Genomic DNA, 20,752 nt, shown 5'->3' with positions numbered 1-20,752 from the left:
CGGCACACCGCCGGCAAGGAACAGCACCTCGACGAATACTTTCCGTAGTAGTGCCATCATTGCAGATCTGGTGTGACATCTCCGCTTAGCGGCCACCAAAAGCCAACGGTTAATCAAACCGCAGCATGAAGGAGGTCAATCCGCCGCCGGGACGGATCGGTCGATCAGTGGACGACCAGATCCTCGTCGGCCGGATGGGTGACGGTCCAGCCGGTGGGATGCACCAGCGCCGGCAACAGCCGCACGCCCCACGGCAGCTGCGCCCCGTCCAGGGTGACGTCGATGGTGCGGGTGACGGCCTGGTCGACGGCGGCCAGGCGGGACAGCTCGTGGGCCTCGGCGGCCGCCCGCGGCGGTGCGGTGCCCGGCCGCGCGAACAGGATCAGCTCGCCGACCGGGCCGGAGGTGCGTACCTGGACCCGCATCGTCCGCCGCCGCCACCCGGAGCGACTCACGGTGTAGGTGACCGTCGGCTGGATCAGCGGGACGGCATCCGGCGCCTGGGGCATCGGCCCGGTCACCATCGGACCGCCCGCCACGGACCCCGGGATGCCGGGCGCGGGAGGAACCCCGGGGTCCTCAGGAGCCTCGGGGACGCCGGGACCGTCGGGGACGACCGGCGGCACCGCGCCGGGACCGGGTCCCGTCGGTACCGCGCCGCCGGGAACGAACGGGCCGGGTGCACCGGGCGCGAACCGCGGCTGCCACGCCGGCGCCGGACCGCCTGCGGGCGGCGCGCCCGCACCGGCCGGCGGGAGCAGGGGCATCGGTAGTCCGCCGAGCGGGGTCGTCGGGGGGTTGTCCCCGTGGGCCGCCACCCGGGCCCCGCCCGGCTGGTGGGCGGGCACCGGGTGACGGGCGCCGACCGGCACGGGCAGCGGGATGGCGCCGGTGCGCGGCTGGGCCGGGCCCCCGAGCGGATGCGCGGCGGTGATCGGGTCTGGTCCGGGCGCGTCGGGCCCGGCGGCGGGCCGCCCCGCGAACGGACCACCGGGGATGCCCCCGGGCCCGCCCCCCGGCCCGCCGAGGAGATGACCGCCGGTGGCGGGCCCGGACGCCGTGGGGGCCGGCGGCGGGTCGCTGCGGGTCGCGGGCCGGGCCAGCACCGCCACCCCCGCGGTCGCGACGCGGGCGATCCCACCCGCCCGGTACATCGGATAGGCGGCCACGTGGTAGGCCCACCCGTCCGCCGGGGCGGCGAGATGCCAGCCGCCCTTGATCTCCAGGCTGGTGTTGGTGACCTTGGCGCTGGCGGCGTACGGGTCGTCCGGGCCGGTGGGCGTCCGGTCGCGCCGCCAGAGCACCCGCGCCTCGGTCACCCCGGGCGGCATCTGGAAGGACAGCACGATCGACTCGCCACGGTCGTCGGCGCGCAGGTCGCGCACGGGCTCGATCACCACGTGCCGCACGGCCCGGCCGACGACGGCCGAACCGCCGTGCACCGTCACCGGGGTGTAGATCACCTCGCCGACCGGGGCGGACTCCGCGACCTGCCCGGTGCGGCTCGCGCCGACCAGGCGGACGGGCCCGGTGATGGCGGCGAGCCGCACGTCGTCGCCCTCGGCACCGAGACCACCGAGGGGCAGCGGACCGGAGCCCGGCACAAACCGCGGATCGGTGCTTCCGGGGCCGCCACCGGTCCCGGAAGCACCCGGCGCGACCGGCGTCGCGTAGATCCGCACCTCCCACCCGGGCGGCGGCGTCCAGCGCAGCGCGGTGCGCCCGCTGGTGGTGACCGCGGCGAGGTCATGCACCGGCCGGGGCCGGGCGGTCACCTCGACCTCGGCCTCGGCGCCGGGCGTGCGGGCGGGGTGCCCGGCCGCGTCGTGGTACTCGACGAAGACGTGGTAGCGGTAGGTCGCGCCGACGACGACGTCGGTGTCGTGGAAGACGCCGCCGGTGACCCGGGCGCGCCGCGGCGGCTGGCTGACCGGCGAGCTGGGCGCGACGGTCCGCTCGACCGTGACCACCGACAGGGCGCCGTCGAGCCGCCAGCCCAGCCGGATCCCGGCGGCCGTCCGCTCGGCGCGCAGCTCGGCGAGGTCCCGGGTGCAGACCACCGGCGCCGTGGTGACCGGCTCGGAGCGGCGTTCGCCGCAGATCGCGGTGACCTCGTGCCGCACCGGCGTCCACGCCGGAGCGCCGGCGTCGTAGAGCTCGGTGGACCGGGTGGTGCCCAGGCTGCGCCGGCCCAGCGTCGCCCCGCCGCCCTCGACGAGCACGACCCGCTCCACCCGGTAGGAGACGGGGCCGCCGACCGACGGCGACGCCCGCCAGCGCAGTTGCACCGAGCCGTCGGGACCGGACACCGCCGCGAGGTCCGACGGCGGCGACAGCGGCAGCGCCGCCAGCGCCGCCAGCGCATCCCGGTTGTCCGCGGCGGTGGCGAGGACCGCGGCGAGGGCGGCCTCCTGGGCCTCGGGCGGCAGCGCCCGCGCCGCCTCCACCCGCCGGCGGATCACCGCCTGGGCGGCGATGAGCTCGGCCAGCACCTCGGCCGGGCTGCGGCCGTCCGGACCGGGCACGTCCGCGGCCTGCGCGGCGAGCCAGCGGGCGTCGTCGAGGGCGGAGTCAGCCCGGCTGGCCGCGCGGGCCTCCGACAACGCCCGCCAGCAGGCGTCGGCCGCGCCGAGCGCCGCGGACACCCGGGCGCCGAGCTCGTCGGCGGCGCCGGCGACCGGGCCGCCGACGGCGACCAGCACCGGATGCGCGGCGGCGAGCAGGTCACCGGCCTGGCGGGGACGCCCGCTCTCCAGCGCACGGCGTACGGCGGCGAGCGCCTCGGCCGCCTCCCGGGCCTGGCGCAGGCTGTGCCCGCAGTGCCGGCAGACCACCGCGGCGGCCTCGGTCATCGAGCCGCAGGACGGGCAGGTCGTGTAGAGATCGGTGTCGCAGTACCGGCAGTGCCGGGCGGCGCCGGCCGCCTCCGGGCGCCCGCAGCCGGGGCAGACGACGTAGTCGACGACCCCGCCGACGTTGACCGCGGCCCCGAGCTCCCGCGCCACTCCGAGGACCACGGACTTCGCCTGCGCCGCGGTGAGCCCGCGCCCGGTGGCCAGCGCCGCGCGGACGAGGCCCTCGAAGGCGACGGCGGTGAGCTCCCCGTCGAGGACGACGTGTTCCTCCACCGCCGGGCGCAACTCGTCGGCCGCGTCCGCTATCAGGCCGACCGTGTACGCGGCCGGGTCGCCCTCGATCAGCCGGGCCGAGACGAGGGCCAGCAGGTCGGCGGTGACCGTCTTCTCCCGGTCGTGCGGGCGGCGGCTGTTGGCGGCCGCCGCCGCGGCGTAGGCAGCCCGCAGCCGTTCCGGCGAGGCGTCGGGGGCGAGCCCGAGGAATGCCCACAGCGACGCGCTGGACACCCGGTCCCCGCCGCGCAGGGCGCGCAGTTCGGCCAACCGCTCGGCGATCTGGCGGCGGACCTCGGGCGGCAGCGGCTCTATCCCGCCGCCGACACCGTCCACGATGATCTGCTCCCGGCTGAGCCGGGCGTCGAACTCCTCGACGGTCACCCCGGCGGCGGCGGCGAGCCGGCGCAGGCCGTCGACACGGGAGGCGGGGATGCCGCCGAAGCGTTCCCGGACGGTGGCGAGGTAGCCGTCGACCTTGGCCAGCCGCTCCGCGTCACCGCTGCGCCGGGCGGCGAGCACGTGGGCTCGGACCCGCTCGCGGGACTCCGCGTCGCGCAGCGGCTCCTCCCACTCCACGCGCCGGCGCACCAGCTCGGTGGCGAGCGTGGCGTACTTGGCCGAGTTGCGCTCCCGCTGGAGGAAGGCGAGGACGCGGACGAGATGGGCACCGATGTCGGAGTCGGTGTACGGGACGGTGGGGTCGAGGCCGGCGATGAGGAAGGGGTCGGCGGTGTCCAGGGAGGAGCCCGCCCGCAGCGGTGCGAGCACCCGCTGGCGGTAGCCGCTGCCATCGAACGCCGCGCTCAAGGATCCACCTTCGTCCCACGTGACCGCCGTGCCCATCGGACAGGCCGGCAACCGGCCCGTCTTCGGGCGCCGAACGCGGGGCGGCAGTTTACCGCCCCACATCCGGCAGGCCCCACATCCGAGAGTACGAAGCGGCGCCCCGCCCCGGGTCCCGGACGCCGCAGACGCCCAGCCCGGTCCTTGCGGATCGGCGGCCCGGTATCGCCGTCTGGCGACGATTGGCGGACCTTGACCGTGCGTCCCGGCTGACCCTACCGACTACGGGGCCGATACCCGGAAGCGCCTGCGTACGCGGGAAATTGGCAGCTCATAACACTTGTCGAGGGCATTTTGGCGGGGCCGCGGAAGAAGTCCCTGGTCGCGGGATCGACCGGCTCAGTCCCGCTGCTTGAGCAGGCTCACCTTCGCCGACTCGGTCGCCCGCATCTCCTCCGAACCAACCCCGGCACGCACCTGAAGGACCAGCGCGGTGGCGGCACCCTCGTGCGACGCGGTAACCCGAATTGTCTGGTCCGCCGCCATCGAGAACGTCACCTCGACCTGCGTGCCGCGCTGGTGGCCCGGCGGAATCCCGGAGATCGCACCGGCGACGATCACCTTGTTGTCGTCGATCACCGTGGACTCCGCGGTGGTCCCCTGCTCGAAGACCCGGATGTCGACCTCGGCCTGATCGTCGGTCACGGTGTAGAAGGTCCGGGTCACCGAGATTGGCAGCGCGTCGTTCTGGTGGGCGAGGAAGGCCGCGACCGGCACGCCGCGGTCCTCGGCGAAGATTCCGAAGCCACGGGAGGTGACGTTGGTGACCTTGGTGCGGACGAGGTCGACCACGGACGCGGTCGCGAGCCCCGCGGCGCCGGCGCTGGCCGCCGCCGCCTTCTCGACCTCGGCGGCGTCGGCCGCGGCGAGGTCCTGGTCGGGCCGCAGCGCCCCACTGGCCACCAGGTCGGAGTGGACCTCGCGTTCGAGCGCCTTCTTCTGCCCGTACACGGCGGCGCCCTTGGCCACGGCCAGGTCCGGATCGACCAGCCGGGAGGTGAGCCCGAAGGACTCCTGCAGCCGTCGGGCGACCGCCGGGGTCTTGCTCATGCCGCCGACCAGCAGGCACAGGTCGATCTTCTCGACGCCCTTCTCCCGGGCCCGCTCCAGCACGGAACCGGTCAGGTCCAGGGTGCGTCGCAGCAGCGGCCCGGTGATCTCCTCGAACGTCGCCCGGGTCACCGGCACGCTCACCCGCCTGCCCTTGTGCACGACGAGGACGTCGACGCTGTCCCGCCCGGACAGCGCGAGCTTGGCGTCCTCGGCCGCGGTGAGCAGCTCCTGCTCGTCGTAGACGTCGTCGAGGGGGTCGCCCGCGTCGGGCTGCGCCTCGGTGAACTTCTGCGCCAGGTAGCGGACGAGCTCGTTGTCCCAGTCCGCACCGCCGAGCTCGTGGTCGCCGTCGGTGGCCACCACGGTGATCGCGCTTTCGCTCAGCCGGATGACCGTCGTGTCGAACGTGCCGCCGCCGAGGTCGTAGACCAGGACCGTCGACTCCTCCGCGCCGTCCTGGCCGAAGCCGTACGCGAACGCCGCGGCCGTCGGCTCGTTGATGATGTCGACCACGTTGAGCCCGGCCAGCTCGCCGGCGAGTTTGGTGGCCTTGCGCTCCTCGTCACCGAAGTACGCCGGCACGGTGATGACCGCGTCCGTGACCGGGGTACCGGTCGCCCGCTCCGCGTCGGCGGCGAGCGCCTTGAGCACGAGGCTCGACACCGCCGAGGCGCTGTACTCCACGTCGTGGGCGACGAAGCGCCAGTCGGACGCGCCCATGTGCCGCTTGACCAGCCGCGCGACGTCGTCGGGGCGGATGCGGGCCTGCCGCTTGGCCTGAGTGCCCACCACGAAGGACGTGGCGCCCTCGCCACCGCCGTCGAACAGCACGACCGACGGCGTCGTGGGCTGGGACTCGATGTTGCGGATCACGTCCGGCCGGCCGTACTCGTCGACCTGGGCGATGCAGGAGTAGGTCGTGCCCAGGTCGATCCCGAACACCTTGGTACCCGCCACCGTCTGAACTCTTCCCTTCGCAAGTCTCGTCAGCGTTCGCCGCCACCGCGACTCAGCGCGAGCGGTAGACCTCGGTCTCGGCGGGCCGGACGACGGTCGTCTCCCCGCGGACGAAGCCGGGTCGCACGGTGCGGGCGATGGTCCCGTCCCGTCCCGGATCGTCCGTGGCTACCCGCCGCACACCCAGATGCCGCGCCGGGTCGAACTTCCCGCCCGGTACCGCTGTGTACGGCCGCACGTCCACGGCCAGGTCCAGCACCTGGAGCAGCTGCTTACGCAGGATGCCGGCGACGCTCTGCGGATCGTCCGCCCCCAGGCTACCCATCTGATCGTGCAGCCGGATCAGGCCCCGTAGCAGCGGCGCCATCGCCTCGGTGAGCTCACCGGCCCGCAGCCGGCTGTTCTCCGCGTGCAGCCGGTCCACCAGCTCCGCGTCGTGGCGGCGCAGCCGGGCAAGCTCGTCGACCTGGCTGGCGAGGCGCTCCAGGGCCACCGCCTGGACCGCGCCGATCGACCCGGCCAGGTCACCGTCCCCCGCCGGCCCGGCGGCCGACGGCCCGCCGCGCAGTGAATGCGCAGCCGCCGCAGCCGCCGCGGAATCCTCCTCGCGCCCGGCAGCCTGGTCACGACCGGCGCCCTGGTCACGACCGGCTTCGCCGTCTCGCCCGGCGCCCCGGCCGCCCGCCGCGTCCGCCGCCGACACCCCGTCCGCGTCGTCGTCGGGGCCGGGAGCGGACAGGCCCAGCGGGCCGCCGGTGCGCACCGCACCCTCATCGGCCAGGTCGTCCGGCACCGGGCCGCCAGGGTTATCCGGGCCGCCGGGGAAGTCCGGGCCGCCAGGGAAGTCCGCCACCGCGGGATCGTCCACGTCGTCGTAATACACCGCGCCCGCCGGGCCTTCGACCTCGTCGTGATCGCCGCTTCCTCGGGCCTCTCCCGACCCGATGACCTCTGCCTCGACGTCGCTCGACCCGTCGGCACCGGACCTGTCGTCGGTGGCGCGAACGGCGTGCGCGGATGAGACGCCACCCCGGGACAGGAGGTCCTCCCTCCCGGCCGCAACATCCGCCCGGTGTCCGCCGTGCTCGGGACGGCCATATCGGGGATACCCGGAGTACGGGTCGTCCTCGGGGTCCGGGTCCGATCCGACGTTCCCGGCGCCGTCACGCCCAGCGGGATCGGCATACCCGGCGGGATCGGCATACCCGGCGGGATCGGCATACCCGGCGGGCGCGGGTGGCGCGCCCGCCGCGGGCGACACCGCGAAACCGGCCGCCCGCAGCGCCTCGTCGTCGACGCCGAGCGCGATCGTCCCGGCCTCGCCGGGTGCCCACGCCTCGGCGACCGGCCCACCGTCGTTCGTCGGCCCGGCGAGATCGGCATACCTGCCGGACGCCGCCACCATCGGGTCGTCGGGCTGCACCCCCTGCGGGTACTCGCCCGGATCGTCACGCTCCCCCGGCGCGAGCAGGTCCGGATAGTCCAGGCGGCGGGAGTGCTCCAGTTCCTGTGGGTACAGGCGCCGGCCGCCGTTGCGCTGCGGGCGGCCCGGCTCCGTCGCGGCGTCCAGGTCGACACCGTCCGCCCAAGCCGGCTCGGCGCGCCCGGGTCGGCCCGGGTCGTCCGGATCCGCGGAGTCGGCTTCGTAGGCGAGGTCCGCCTGATGCGCGGGGTCCGCCGGACGCCGGGGATCGGCCTGATAAGCGGGGCCGGCCAGATGCCGGGGGTCGGCCAGATGCCGGGGGTCGGCGTAGCGCCGGACGGCGGGCGGGTGGGGCTCGCCGAGGTAACCGTCGGCCGGCTCGTCGCGCCAGCGCCCGCCGTCGTAGCCGTCGGCCCCGGGCACCACGTCGACGGCGCCTGCCGCGCCCTCGAAGGGGTCGGCCGCGGAGCCGAGGACGTCGTCGTCATGGAAGGCGTCGCCGCTGGGGAGGGCTTCGCCGGTCTGGAGGAAGGCATCGCCGGTGGGGAGAGCGTCGTCGGCCGCGGAGTCGAGGGCGTCGCCGGTGGGGAGAGCGTCCGCGGCACCGGCGTGGTCGCGTTCCCCGCGCGCGTACGGGTCGACCGGCGCGGTCGGGCCGAGCGGCGGCACCCCGAATCCGCGCACGCCCACCGGCACGGACTCGTCCCAGTCCGCGTCGGCCCCGGGGACCGCCCCCCCGCCCGCCTCATGGCGCCCGCCGGAGCGGTGGGTGCGCTCGGGCGGGTCGAAATAGTCCCCCGAGCCCTGGCCCGCCGGCCGCGGATCCCAGCCGCGGAGCAGGTCGTCGCGCAGCGGGCCGGCGTCCCGCACCGACCGCTCGTAGGCCGCCCGATCCTGCGCCGCCCGATCCTGCGCCGCCCGATCCTGCGCCGCCCGCTCCTGGGCCGCCCGATCCTGCGCCGCCCGATCCTGCGCCGCCCGATCCTGGGCAGAACGGTCCGGCCCCCGCCAGGCCGAGTAGCCGCCCGTGGCGAACGGCTCCAGCCCGTCCCGCGCCCCCCGCGGGTCGCGGTTCGGCTCGCCGGTGCCCGACAGCGGATCCGGCTCCAACGGATCGGGCTCCAACGGATCCGGAGCCAGGGAATCGGAAGCCAGGGAATCGGAAGCCAGATCGTCCGGCGGGCCGGAGCGCGCCCCGCCGGGCGGAAACCAGCTTCCCCGGCCGCGGGGCGCGTGATCGCGGCGTGGCTGGAACATCGGGTATCGATCCTCCTCGCCGCCGGGCGGCGGGACCGGGGGGGTCATCGCGAGGTACCGGCGTTACTCACTTACGGCCGGCGGTCCAGTTCAGCCCCCAGCCGTATGCCTCGTCGAGCTCGCGGTGTCCGCTGACGTACCGGACCTCGCGGCTGACGGTGAAGTCGTTGCCGGTGTTGGTCAGCAGCGCGATCGCACACATCCGCGCGCCGCCGGCCTGCTCGTCGAGGCGTACCTCGATCGGGGCACCCTGGGCGGGCGTCAGGGTTACCACCGCCTCGGCCTGGTCGAACGAGGCCACACCCTGGTAGATGAAGGCGAACACGAGCAGCCGGCGGATCTGGCCGATCTGCGCGAGGTTGACGTAGAGGTTCTCCCCACCCACGGCGGCACCGGTCCGGTCATCCGCGTCGAGGTTGACGTAGGGCGGGCCGTCGAACGAGCCGAACGCGTCGCCCAGCGCCTGCACCACGCCGGAGCGGCCGTCGGTGAGCTCGAACAGCGCGGCCAGGTCCAGGTCGATTCCGCCACCGGCGGCGCCGAGCACCCGCTTGAGGAAGCCGCCCTTCTGCTGGCCGCCGGCCGGGTTCTGATTCCAGTTGAGGTTGACGTGCAGCCGGCCGCCGCCGCCCTGCTTGTTCAGCGACACGGTCGGCGCGGACTTCGTCAGCGTCACCTTGCTCAGCGAAACCTGGCCGGAGCCGGCCGGTGACGTGGCGGGACGCTTGGTGTAGTCGATGCCCATGGTCCGCTCCTTTGCGGTTGCCGGATTTGTGATCTGCGATCGGTAGGCGAATACGACCGGTGGGTGGATGGTCGCCGGCTGCGCCCGGATGTCGCCCCGACGATGTCACATCCGGAGTGGACCGCTCCAGACCGCAGCGCCCGCAGGATGTGCGGGACCGCCGACGGCCCGTCCACCGCCCACCGCCCCTCGGCCTGACCGGTCACGGCAGTCGCGCCGGCGTTACAGCGGCGCGCCCACCGCCTCGCGCGGCTGCCCCTGGCCGCCTTCGCCCTCGTCGCCCCTCGCGGAGTCGGCGGAGTCGGCAGAGTCGGCGGAGTCGGCGTGCCGGCGGCGGTGCCGGATGGAGGACAGCAGCGCCAGGCCAATGAAGGCCACCCCGACCAGGCCGGTGACGATCTCCGGGACCTCGGTCTCGATCGAGATCGCGAGGATGATCGCGAGCGCGCCGATCGCATAGTGCGCGCCGTGTTCGAGGTAGATGTACTCGGCCAGCGTGCCGCGGTGGACGAGATACACGGTCAGCGAACGGATGTACATCGCGCCGATGCCCAGGCCGGTGGCGATGACGAAGATGTTCTGGGAGATCGCGAACGCGCCGACGACGCCGTCGAACGAGAACGACGCGTCGATGACCTCCAGGTAGAGGAACAGGAAGGCGGCCGCCTTGCCGGTGGCGAGCACCAGCTTCGGCTGCCCCGAGGACCGCGGGGCGCCGGCCGTCTTCCCGGCGTCCTCGGTGTCCTTCCCGGCGTCCTCGGTGTCCTTCCCGGCGTCCTCGGTGTCGGCGTCGGCGTCGGCGTCGGCGCCGACTCCGCGCGACTCGAAGAACTCGCCGAGACCACGCACCCCGAGGTAGGTGGCCAGGCCCGCGACGCCCGCGGTCAGCACCTGCTGGGTGTGGTCACCGGCGAACGCCTCGCCCACGACGAGCAGCGCGATGAGGCCGATCACGGTCGGGATCACGTCGAGCTGGCCGGCGCGGCGCAGCGGCTCCTCCAGCTTCTTGATCCACTGAACCTCCCGCTCGGGATCGAACAGGAAGTCCAGGAACAGCATGAACAGGAAGATCCCGCCGAACGCGGCGATCGCCGGGTGCGCGTCGCCGAGCTTCTCCGCGTACTGGTCGCCGTCGTTGAGCGCCAGGTCGAAGACCTCGAGCGGGCCGAGGTGGGCGGTCAGCGCCACGATGACGATCGGAAAGATCAACCGCATGCCGAACACGGCGATGAGGACGCCGACCGTCAGGAAGAGCTTCTGCCAGAACGCGCTCATCCGGCGCAGGATCGTCGCGTTGATGACCGCGTTGTCGAAGGAGAGGCTGATCTCGAGCACCGCGAGGATGGCCACGATGGCCGCGTCCCGGGGGCCGCCGATCACCCCCGCTCCGGCCACCCCGATCGCGGTGATCGCCAACGACCACCCGAAGATCCGCAAGGCGTGCACGCCCATCAACACCTTTCCGGACCGGTCGCCAGACCCCGGTCGCGCCGCGCGGGCGGATCCGCGGTCCGTCGGATCCCGCCACGTCGCCTGAACTCGCCGGAGACCGCGTCGGCCCGCGGCCGGTTGGCCCGGAGCGGCGGTCGTCGGCATCGTAGCTGCTCGTCCGGTGGGCGCGACCTGACAAATGGGTTACACCGGATGAGCGGCCCCTACCCGCGCACTACCTCCACACACACCGAGTGCTGGAGCACGCTGCGTCGCCGCCGGTCGTCCCGGGCCGGCGGACGGCGCCACCGGAAATGGCCGGTGCCGGTCCTCGGACCGGCACCGGCCACCCGGCCGCCGGGCACGCGGCCCGGCGTGGTGCGCTGACGCGGACCCAGGTCAGACGTTGACGCCGAAGTCGCGGGCGATCCCGGCCAGGCCCGAGGCATAGCCCTGGCCGACGGCGCGGAACTTCCAGTCCGACCCGTGCCGGTAGACCTCGCCGAACACCATGGCCGTCTCGGTGGAGGCGTCCTCGGTGAGGTCGTAGCGGGCGATCTCGGTGCCGCCGGCGCCGTTGACGATCCGGATGAAGGCGTTGCGGACCTGACCGAAGTTCTGCTGGCGCGAGTCCGCGTCGTAGATGGAGACCGGGAACACGATCTTGTCGATCTCCGTGGGCAGCGTCGTGAGGTTCACGGCGATGGCCTCGTCGTCGCCCTCACCCTCACCGGTGAGGTTGTCGCCCTTGTGCTCGATCGCGCCCTCGGGGCTCTTGAGGTTGTTGAAGAAGACGAAGTGCCCGTCCGAGACGACCTTGCCGTCGGCGCGGCACGCGATGGCGCTGGCGTCCAGGTCGAAGTCGGCGCCGGTCGTGCTGCGCACGTCCCAGCCGAGGCCGACCAGGATGTTGGTCAGACCGGGCGCCTCCTTGGACAGCGACACGTTGCCGCCCTTGCTGAGACTGACTCCCACTGTTCCTCCTGCTGTGCGTCGACTGCGTTGTCTGGGGGCCGCCACCGAGCCGGGCGGCGGCCGCTGGCCGGGAGCGCGGCACGCCCCCGGGTGTCCCGGGTACCCCGGCGGCCGGGCGCCGGCAGCCTACTGCCCGACGCGTTCGGCACGATGACTCTCCGCCCGCGGAGGCCACGTGCCGGAGTACGTGTGCTCTGCGGGACGAACGAGTCGCGCGCGAGGTTCCCACCGCCGGTCCACCCGTGACCGCGCCGCCCCGCCCGTCCGGGTCCCACCCCCTTCGTCCCCGCGTGCGGGACCGCCGGAGCGCCCGGCGCCCCGCGGCGCGACGACAGGGACGGTCACCCCGCCACGCGGGGAACCAGTCCGGCCGCGGACGGCCATCCGACCCGAACCGGTATACCGGGCTCCCGGCCCGCTCGCCGTCGCGGATCCGACAGGTCCCGGACCAACGCCGGATGACACGATCGGGCGGTCACTTCACCCGCCGGTAACGCAGGTGGAACACGATCCATCCGGTTACCCAACGCCACCGCAACGCCGGACGGACCCACCGGACCCGCACCACGCCCGGCACTGTCACCGGTGCGGCAGCGAAAGCGCATGCCGGACGGCACAACAGACGAGGTTCGGACGTTCGTGGGCGCCGCAACTGGGGAACATCGGCTTCGGCACGAACCATCCGGACGGGGCAGGCGGACCCACCCCAACGCCAACAATCACCCATCCGGTGGTCGCGGGCAGTTCACGCAGAGGTGTCGTTATTCGCCACGTGCAGGGCGGACCATTGAGGCGTGGTTCGTCTGGATAAGGTCGCCATGATGATCGGACGTTCAGTAGGCCGGGTTGTCATCTCCGATGTGACCCCGGTCGTGTCGTGTGGGCAGTGGCCCGCGCGCGCGGTCGTGGGCGAAGACCTCACCGTCGGTGCGACCGTGTTCCGCGAGGGTCACGACCTCATCGGGGCGAACGTCGTGCTGTCGGGTCCCGACGGCCAGGGCACGCCGTTCATCCGCATGCATTCCGCGGGCCCCGGCACCGATCGTGTCGAGGCGGAGATCACTACCGGCGACGAAGGCCTGTGGGGATACCGCGTCGAGGCGTGGTCGGATCCGGTCGCCACCTGGCGGCACGGCATCGAGCTCAAGGTCGGCGCGGGACAGAGCGTCGACGAGCTCGCGGTCGACTTCGAGGACGGCGCGCGGCTGCTGCTGCGGGCGCTGCCGGGTGTGCCGGAGGGGCGCCGCGCCGAGGTCGCCCGGGCGGTGGCGGCGCTGCGCGACGACACCCTCGACGATCCCCACGAACGGATCGCCGCCGCCCTGGACCCCCGGCTGACGAGCCTGCTGGACGCGTTTCCCCTGCGCGAGCTGGTCACCCGCTCCCCCCTGTACCGGATCTGGGTCGACCGGCCCCGAGCCCTGTACGGGAGCTGGTACGAGATGTTCCCGCGATCGGAGGGGGCGACCCTCGACCCGCCGCGCTCGGGGACCTTCCTCACCGCCGCCGAGCGGCTGCCGGCGATCGCCGAAATGGGCTTCGACGTGGTGTACCTGCCGCCGATCCACCCGGTCGGCGAGGTCAACCGCAAGGGCCCGAACAACACCCTCGTCCCCGGCCCGGACGACCCCGGCTCGCCCTGGGCGATCGGCAGCGAGCACGGCGGCCACGACGCCGTGCACCCGGACCTGGGGACCATCGAGGACTTCGACCTGTTCGTCGCGCGGGCCCGCTCCCTGGGCATGGAGATCGCCCTGGATCTCGCCCTGCAGTGCGCGCCGGACCATCCGTGGGCGAAGCACCACCCGGAGTGGTTCGTCGTGCGCAGCGACGGCTCGATCGCGTACGCGGAGAATCCGCCGAAGAAGTACCAGGACATCTACCCGCTGAACTTCGACACCGACCCGTCCGGGCTCTATCAGGAGATCCTGCGGGTGGTCCGGCACTGGACCGCGCACGGAGTGCGAATCTTCCGGGTGGACAACCCGCACACGAAGCCGGTCGAGTTCTGGGAGTGGCTCATCGGCCAGGTGAAGGCGACCGAGCCGGACGTGCTGTTCCTCGCGGAGGCGTTCACCCGACCGGCGATGATGCACACCCTCGCCAAGGTTGGTTTCACCCAGTCGTACACGTACTTCACCTGGCGTAACCAGAAGTGGGAGCTGGAGGAGTACGCCCGCGAACTGATCGACGCCGCCCACTACATGCGGCCGAACTTCTTCGTGAACACCCCGGACATCCTGCCGGGCTTCCTGCAGGAGGGCGGGCCGGCGGCGTTCCGGATCCGCGCGGTGCTCGCGGCCACGATGTCGCCGACCTGGGGCGTGTACGCCGGATACGAGCTGTACGAGAACACCCCGGTCCGGCCGGGCAGCGAGGAGTACCTCGACTCGGAGAAGTACCAGTACCGGCCGCGGGACTGGGCGGCGGCCGAGCGGGAGGGCCGCTCGCTCGCGCCCTACCTGACCCGGCTCAACCAGATCCGCCGGGCCCACCCGGCGCTGCACTGGCTGCGCAACCTGCACCTGCACCATGCCGACGGCGACGAGTTCATCGTCTACTCCAAGCGGCTGGCGGACGTGGACGGCTCAGGCGGCTCGGGCGGTCCAGGCGGCTCGGGTGATGCCGACACCGTGCTCGTCATCGTCAACCTCGACCCGCACGACGTGCGGGAGACCACGGTGCGCCTCGACATGCCCGCCCTGGGCCTCGGCTGGGACGACTCCTTCGACGTGACCGACGAATTCACCGGCGAGACCTACCGGTGGGGCCGGGACAACTACGTCCGACTCGACCCGTCGGTCCAGCCCGCGCACATCCTCACCGTGCGAGCCCGGTCGTGATGGAACCAGAACCCCTCAGCGAGCCCATCGGCGACGACACCCCCCGCCCGGCCCCCGCCGGTCCCGTCGGGGAGACGTCCCGCGACCCGTACTGGTTCAAGCGCGCCGTGTTCTACGAGGTACTCATCCGCGGCTTCGCCGACTCCAACGGCGACGGCACGGGCGACATCCGTGGCCTGATCTCCAAGCTCGACTATCTGGAGTGGCTCGGCGTCGACTGCCTGTGGCTGCTGCCGATCTATTCCTCGCCGCTGCGCGACGGCGGTTACGACATCAGCGACTATTTTCAGATCCTGCCCGAGTTCGGCGACCTGGGCGACTTCGTGAGCCTCGTCGACGAGGCGCACCGCCGCGGCATCCGGATCATCGCCGACCTGGTGATGAACCACACCTCCGACGCCCATCCCTGGTTCCAGGCGTCCCGGTCCGATCCGGACGGGCCCTTCGGGGACTTCTACGTCTGGTCCGACACCGACGAGCGGTATCCCGAGGCGCGGATCATCTTCGTCGACACGGAGAAGTCGAACTGGTCCTGGGACCCGGTGCGCGGCCAGTACTACTGGCACCGCTTCTTCTCCCACCAGCCCGACCTGAACTACGACAACCCCGATGTCCAGGAGGCGATGCTGGAGGTCCTGCGCTTCTGGCTGGACCTCGGCATCGACGGTTTCCGGCTCGACGCGGTGCCCTATCTCTACGTGCGGGACGGCACCAACGGCGAGAACCTGCCGGAGACCCACGAGTACCTCCGGCGGGTCCGCAAGGAGGTCGACGCGAAGTACGCGGACCGGGTGCTGCTCGCCGAGGCCAACCAGTGGCCCTCCGACGTCGTCGAGTACTTCGGCAACGACGACGAGTGCCACATGGCGTTCCACTTCCCGCTGATGCCGCGCATCTTCATGGCGGTGCGGCGGGAGTCGCGCTATCCCATCTCGGAGATCCTCTCCCAGACTCCGCAGATCCCACCGAACTGCCAGTGGGGCATCTTCCTGCGCAACCACGACGAGCTCACCCTGGAGATGGTGACCGACGACGAGCGCGACTACATGTGGGCGGAGTACGCCAAGGACCCCCGCATGAAGGCGAACATCGGCATCCGCCGCCGGCTGGCCCCGCTGCTGGACAACAGCCGCGACCAGATGGAGTTGTTCACCGCCCTGCTGCTGTCGCTGCCGGGTTCCCCGGTGCTGTACTACGGCGACGAGATCGGCATGGGCGACAACATCTACCTCGGTGACCGGGACAGCGTGCGGACCCCGATGCAGTGGTCGCCCGACCGCAACGCCGGCTTCTCCACGTCCGACCCGGCCCGGCTCTACCTGCCCCTGATCATGGACCCGGTGTACGGCTACCAGGCGCTCAACGTCGAGGCCGGACAGCGGATGCCGACGTCGTTCCTGTCCTGGACGAAACGGATGATCGAGGTGCGCAAGCGCCATCCCGTCTTCGGTCTGGGTACCTACGAGGAGCTGAGCGCGTCCAATCCGTCGGTCTTCGCGTACGTGCGCGAATTCGGCGACGACCGGGTGCTGTGCGTCGCGAACCTGTCCCGCTTCGCCCAGCCGGTGGAGCTCGACCTGCGGCGTTTCGAGGGATTGGTGCCCGTCGAGCTGCTCGGCCGGGTGCACTTCCCGCCGATCGGCGAGCTCCCGTACCTGCTGACGTTGCCCGGCCACGGACATTACTGGTTCGCGTTGACCGTACCGGGGGAATTCACCCCCTAGCCCCCTGGGGCGGACGGGGGGAGAGTAGGGCGCGAGACTCGGCTTCGTATCGAGGGCCGGGTCGGGCGAAACCGGGGGGCCGGCCGGCGGACCGCGGGACGGGCCGGCGGGAACACCGAGGTCGCCGCGTTGGGTACGCGCGCGACATGGCCGACGAAGGGTAACTTTCGGGACATTCGACGTTAGGTGCACACGATGATCGTCGAGCACAGGCATCGGGAGGTCGAGGATGGGTGACCACCACGCCGAACTGACCGGCCTGCTGACCGACTGGCTTCCCCGACAGCGCTGGTTCGCCGGCAAGGGCCGCGGCGCCGGGCGGATACGGATCCGCCGGGACACCGTCGTCTTCGAACCGCTGCGGCTGCTCGTCGTCGACGTGGACTACGACCACGGGCCGCCGGACCACTACCAGGTGCCCCTGGTGATCCGGGCCGACGCCCCCTTCGGCCACGAGGGCTTCCTGATCGGCGAGTGCGGCGGCGGGCTCGTGTACGACGGTCTGCACGACCCCGACGGCAGCGCCGCCCTGCTGCACTTCCTCGGCCGCTCGGCGCGCCGGGACGACCTCGTCGCCGAGACGACGCGGCCGCTGGACAACCTGCCCGCGCACGCCGTCGGCGCGGAGCAGTCCAACACTTCGATCATCTACGGCGAGGCCTACATCCTCAAGGTGTTCCGCCGCCTGTGGCCGGGCGTCAACCCCGATCTGGAGGTCACCCGGGCGCTCGCCGACGCCGGCAGCACGCACGTCGCCACCCCGGTCGCCTGGTTCTCCGGGGACCTCGAGGGACGGCAGACCACGTTCGGTTTCCTCCAGGAGTACCTGCGCAGCGGGACCGAGGGCTGGCGGCTGGCGCTGGCCAGCGTGCGCGACCTCTACGCCGAGGCCGACCTGCACGCCGACGAGGTCGGCGGGGACTTCGCCGCGGAGGCCGAGCGGCTCGGCGCGGCCACCGCCGAGGTGCACGCGGACCTCGCCCGGACGCTGCCGACGCGCCAGCCCACCGCCGACGCGCTGCGCACCCTGGTGACCTACCTGCACGGCCGGCTCGACGCCGCCGTCGAGGCCGTCGCCGAGCTGCGCCCCTTCTCCGCCGCCGTACGCAAGTCCTACGACGAGCTCACCGGCGCGGCGCCGGCGGTCGTCCATCCCCGGCCGTTCCAGCGGCTGCACGGCGACCTGCATCTCGGCCAGGTGCTGCGGGTCGACTCGGGCTGGGTGCTGTTCGACTTCGAGGGCGAGCCGGCCCGCCCGGTCGCCGAGCGGGTGGGGTTGGAGTCCCCGCTGCGCGACGTCGCCGGGATGCTGCGCTCGTTCGACTACGCGGCCCGTTCCATGCTGCTGGAGCGGGGCGACGAGCCCGCGCTGGTCTACCGGGCGCAGGAGTGGGCCGACCGCAACCGGGAGGCGTTCTGCCAGGGGTACGGCGCCGCGGCCGGTCGCGACCCGCGCGCCGACGCGGCGATGCTGCGCGCGTTCGAGCTCGACAAGGCGGTCTACGAGGTGCTGTACGAGGCACGTCACCGGCCGGGGTGGATCGGCATCCCGCTGGCCTCGGTGGAGCGGCTCGCCCAGGCTCACCCACCGGCCGGATGAGCGGGCGCGGGCGGACCGACCCGCCACCGACGCCGGTGAGCCGGACCATCGTCCCCATCGCGGAGAGAGGCAGGGGTGTCCCAGTGAACAACGGCGACGTCAACAACGACACGGCGCGGACGGGACACCGCGGCGCCGGGCAGCCGACCGGCCGGCTCGACGCCGATCCGGCGAGCGCGCCGGCCCGCGACCGGTCGGGCCGCGTGGCCCTGGCCGACCGGGTACCGGGGCGCCTGCCCGACCTCGACGACCCGGTGACCGGCGCGCCGGCCGCGGCGGCCGGCGACCCCTCGCCCCCGGGCGGCCCCCGACGCGGCGACCAGGCCGGCGACGGCCCCCGACGCGGCCCCAAGCACCCGACACCGGCGCCCCCCACCGCCCGCGAGCTCCGGCCCCCGGCACGCCCCTCGCCGCCGCGCAAGCCCCGGCGGCGCCGATCGGCCTGCCGCGCGAGGACCTGGAGCGGCTCGTCAACGGCACCCACCACGACCCGCACGCGCTGCTCGGGGCGCACCCGGTCGGGGACACGACCGTCGTGCGGGTGCTGCGTCCCGATGCGAGCGCCGTGACCGTGCTCGTCGGCGAGGACCGCCACCCCGCGGCCCGGCTACACAGCGGCGGGGTGTTCGCCGTGGCGCTGCCCGCGGTCCTGCCCGACTACCGCGTGGAGGTGGCCTACCCGCACGGTTCCCACATCGTCGACGACCCCTACCGGCACCTGCCGACCCTCGGCGAGATGGATCTGCATCTGATCAACGAGGGACGGCACGAGGAGCTCTGGAAGGTGCTCGGGGCGCACGTGCGGGAGCTGACGACCCCGGGCGGCGCGACCGTCACCGGTGTGAGCTTCGCCGTGTGGGCGCCGTCGGCGCGGGGGGTGCGCCTGGTCGGCGACTTCGACTTCTGGGACGGCCGGGCGTTCCCGATGCGCTCGCTGGGCCACAGCGGGGTGTGGGAGCTGTTCGTGCCCGGCGCCGGCGTCGGGCTGCGGTACAAGTACGAGATCCTCGGCTTCGACGGGGTGTGGCGGCAGAAGGCCGACCCGATGGCGTTCCGCACCGAGGTCCCGCCCGCCACCGCGAGTGTCGTCACCCACTCGGACTACACCTGGGACGACCAGGACTGGCTCGACCGACGCGGCCGCACGGCCTGGCACGCCGAGCCGATCAGCGTCTACGAGGTCCACCTGGGCTCATGGCGGCGCGGGCTGTCCTACCGCGAGCTCGCCGACCAGCTCACCGCCTACGTGCTGGACAACGGCTTCACGCACGTGGAGATGCTGCCCGTCGCCGAGCACCCGTTCGGCGGCTCCTGGGGCTACCAGGTGTCGGCGTACTACGCCCCGACGGCGCGCTTCGGCAGCCCGGACGAGTTCCGCCACCTCGTCGACACACTGCACCGCGCCGGCATCGGCGTGATCGTCGACTGGGTCCCGGCACACTTCCCCCGGGACTCCTGGGCGCTGGGCCGCTTCGACGGCACACCGCTGTACGAGCACCCCGATCCGCGCCGCGGCGAGCAGCCCGACTGGGGGACCTACGTCTTCGACGTCGGCCGCAACGAGGTGCGCAACTTCCTCGTCGCCAACGCGCTGTACTGGTTCGAGGAGTTCCACATCGACGGCCTTCGGGTCGACGCCGTGGCGTCGATGCTCTACCTGGACTACTCCCGGCCGGAGGGCGGCTGGGTTCCCAACGTGCACGGCGGCCGGGAGAACCTGGAGGCGGTCGCGTTCCTGCAGGAGACCAACGCGACGGTCTACCGGCGCTTCCCGGGCGTGATGATGATCGCCGAGGAGTCGACGGCCTGGCCCGGCGTCACCCGCCCCACCCATCTCGGCGGCCTCGGCTTCGGCTTCAAGTGGAACATGGGCTGGATGCACGACACGCTGGACTACAACTCCCGCCAGCCGGTGCACCGCAGCTACCACCACCACCAGATGACGTTCTCGATGGTCTACGCCTACTCGGAGAACTTCGTCCTGCCGTTCAGCCACGACGAGGTCGTCCACGGCAAGGGTTCGCTGCTGCGCAAGATGCCGGGCAACCGGTGGGAGCAGCTGGCCAACCTGCGCGCGCTCTACGCCTACATGTGGGCGCATCCTGGCAAGAAGCTGCTGTTCATGGGCTGCGAGTTCGGTCAGGACAACGAGTGGAACGAGGCCGCCTCGCTCGACTGGCCGCTGCTGAGCGACCCCCCGCACCGCGGCGTGGCCAACCTGGTGCACGACCTCAACGAGCTGTACCGGTCCACCCCGGCGCTCTACCGCCGGGACAGCGATCCGACCGGCTTCTCCTGGATCGACGCCAACGACACCGCCAACAACGTGTTCTCGTTCCTGCGCTGGTCGGACGGGACCTCCGTCGGCGGCGACCCGACGGGCCCGGACGCGGCGGGTGTGCGTGCGGCGGGCACGGAGGCGGCGGACGGCGGGGTCCTGGCCTGCGTCACGAACTTCGCCGGAGTCGGCCACCACGGCTACCGCCTCGGCCTGCCCTTCCCCGGCCGCTGGCGCGAGGTGCTCAACTCCGACGGGCAGCGCTACGGCGGCGGCAACGTCGGCAACTTCGGCGCCGTGCAGGCCGTCGAGGAGCCCCACCACGGCCTGCCGGCCTCCGCGATCCTGACGCTGCCGCCGCTCGGCACCGTCTGGTTCCGCTATGACCCCGACTCCCCCGACTCCCCCGGCTCCCCGGCATAGCCCCGCCAGGGTCAGCGTCTCGCCGGCGGAGCCGGGGCCGCGGCCGCCGGTTGCCTGGCCGCGGTCAGA

The 20,752-nt window shown here is 73.0% G+C and carries 10 protein-coding genes; 4 read left to right on the top strand and 6 right to left on the bottom strand.

Annotated elements, in window-relative coordinates; all coding sequences use genetic code 11:
- Positions 1 to 164: 164 nt before the first annotated feature.
- The 6 genes from FRAQA3DRAFT_RS27110 to FRAQA3DRAFT_RS27085 all read right to left on the bottom strand — a co-directional run bounded on the left by FRAQA3DRAFT_RS27110 (position 165) and on the right by FRAQA3DRAFT_RS27085 (position 11,815).
- Entirely contained in the window at positions 165 to 3,938 is a 3,774-nt protein-coding gene (locus tag FRAQA3DRAFT_RS27110; RefSeq protein ID WP_009742248.1) for a hypothetical protein, read from the bottom strand.
- Between the two features lie 375 nt (positions 3,939 to 4,313).
- Positions 4,314 to 5,984, bottom strand: a complete 1,671-nt coding sequence (locus FRAQA3DRAFT_RS27105; protein ID WP_009742247.1) for an Hsp70 family protein — start codon at positions 5,982 to 5,984, stop codon at positions 4,314 to 4,316.
- 52 nt (positions 5,985 to 6,036) lie between these two features.
- Positions 6,037 to 8,664 (bottom strand): co-chaperone GrpE, encoded by a 2,628-nt coding sequence (locus FRAQA3DRAFT_RS37760; protein WP_009742246.1) that lies wholly within the window; start codon positions 8,662 to 8,664, stop codon positions 6,037 to 6,039.
- 67 nt (positions 8,665 to 8,731) lie between these two features.
- Positions 8,732 to 9,409, bottom strand: coding sequence for a protein involved in stress response (locus tag FRAQA3DRAFT_RS27095; RefSeq protein ID WP_009742245.1), 678 nt, complete (start codon positions 9,407 to 9,409; stop codon positions 8,732 to 8,734).
- Between the two features lie 222 nt (positions 9,410 to 9,631).
- Entirely contained in the window at positions 9,632 to 10,855 is a 1,224-nt protein-coding gene (locus FRAQA3DRAFT_RS27090) for a DUF475 domain-containing protein (RefSeq protein ID WP_035923580.1), read from the bottom strand.
- 384 nt (positions 10,856 to 11,239) lie between these two features.
- The gene (locus FRAQA3DRAFT_RS27085; protein WP_009742243.1) at positions 11,240 to 11,815 is read right to left on the bottom strand and encodes a TerD family protein; all 576 of its coding nucleotides are present in this window, start codon (positions 11,813 to 11,815) and stop codon (positions 11,240 to 11,242) included.
- An 818-nt stretch (positions 11,816 to 12,633) separates the two neighbouring features.
- On the opposite strand from FRAQA3DRAFT_RS27085, the gene FRAQA3DRAFT_RS27080 reads away from it, so the two are divergent.
- The 4 genes from FRAQA3DRAFT_RS27080 (at position 12,634) to glgB (ending at position 20,683) form a co-directional block, all read left to right on the top strand.
- The gene (locus tag FRAQA3DRAFT_RS27080) at positions 12,634 to 14,658 is read left to right on the top strand and encodes an alpha-1,4-glucan--maltose-1-phosphate maltosyltransferase (RefSeq protein WP_009742242.1); all 2,025 of its coding nucleotides are present in this window, start codon (positions 12,634 to 12,636) and stop codon (positions 14,656 to 14,658) included.
- Positions 14,658 to 16,382 carry a maltose alpha-D-glucosyltransferase gene (treS, locus tag FRAQA3DRAFT_RS27075; RefSeq protein ID WP_009742241.1) on the top strand — a complete coding sequence of 575 codons (1,725 nt, stop codon included), beginning with the start codon at positions 14,658 to 14,660 and terminating at the stop codon, positions 16,380 to 16,382. The genes FRAQA3DRAFT_RS27080 and treS overlap by 1 nt, the downstream gene beginning before the upstream one ends.
- A gap of 229 nt (positions 16,383 to 16,611) precedes the next feature.
- Positions 16,612 to 17,982 (top strand): phosphotransferase, encoded by a 1,371-nt coding sequence (locus FRAQA3DRAFT_RS27070; RefSeq protein ID WP_009742240.1) that lies wholly within the window; start codon positions 16,612 to 16,614, stop codon positions 17,980 to 17,982.
- Positions 17,983 to 18,418: 436 nt separating this feature from the next.
- Positions 18,419 to 20,683: a 1,4-alpha-glucan branching protein GlgB gene (gene glgB, locus FRAQA3DRAFT_RS27065; protein WP_085950049.1), complete on the top strand. Its 2,265-nt coding sequence runs from the start codon at positions 18,419 to 18,421 to the stop codon at positions 20,681 to 20,683.
- Positions 20,684 to 20,752: the final 69 nt, after the last annotated feature.

This window comes from Frankia sp. QA3, assembly GCF_000262465.1.
Lineage (GTDB): Bacteria > Actinomycetota > Actinomycetes > Frankiales > Frankiaceae > Frankia.
This window is presented reverse-complemented; position numbering and strand designations above follow the sequence as displayed.

What these genes read in the sequence shown, in the direction of transcription:
- FRAQA3DRAFT_RS37760 (WP_009742246.1), bottom strand. Translation starts at nt 8,664, where the DNA reads ATGTTCCAGCCACGCCGCGATCACGCGCCCCGCGGCCGGGGAAGCTGG.
- FRAQA3DRAFT_RS27095 (WP_009742245.1), bottom strand. Translation starts at nt 9,409, where the DNA reads ATGGGCATCGACTACACCAAGCGTCCCGCCACGTCACCGGCCGGCTCC.
- FRAQA3DRAFT_RS27080 (WP_009742242.1), top strand. Translation starts at nt 12,634, where the DNA reads ATGATGATCGGACGTTCAGTAGGCCGGGTTGTCATCTCCGATGTGACC.
- treS (WP_009742241.1), top strand. Translation starts at nt 14,658, where the DNA reads ATGGAACCAGAACCCCTCAGCGAGCCCATCGGCGACGACACCCCCCGC.
- FRAQA3DRAFT_RS27070 (WP_009742240.1), top strand. Translation starts at nt 16,612, where the DNA reads ATGGGTGACCACCACGCCGAACTGACCGGCCTGCTGACCGACTGGCTT.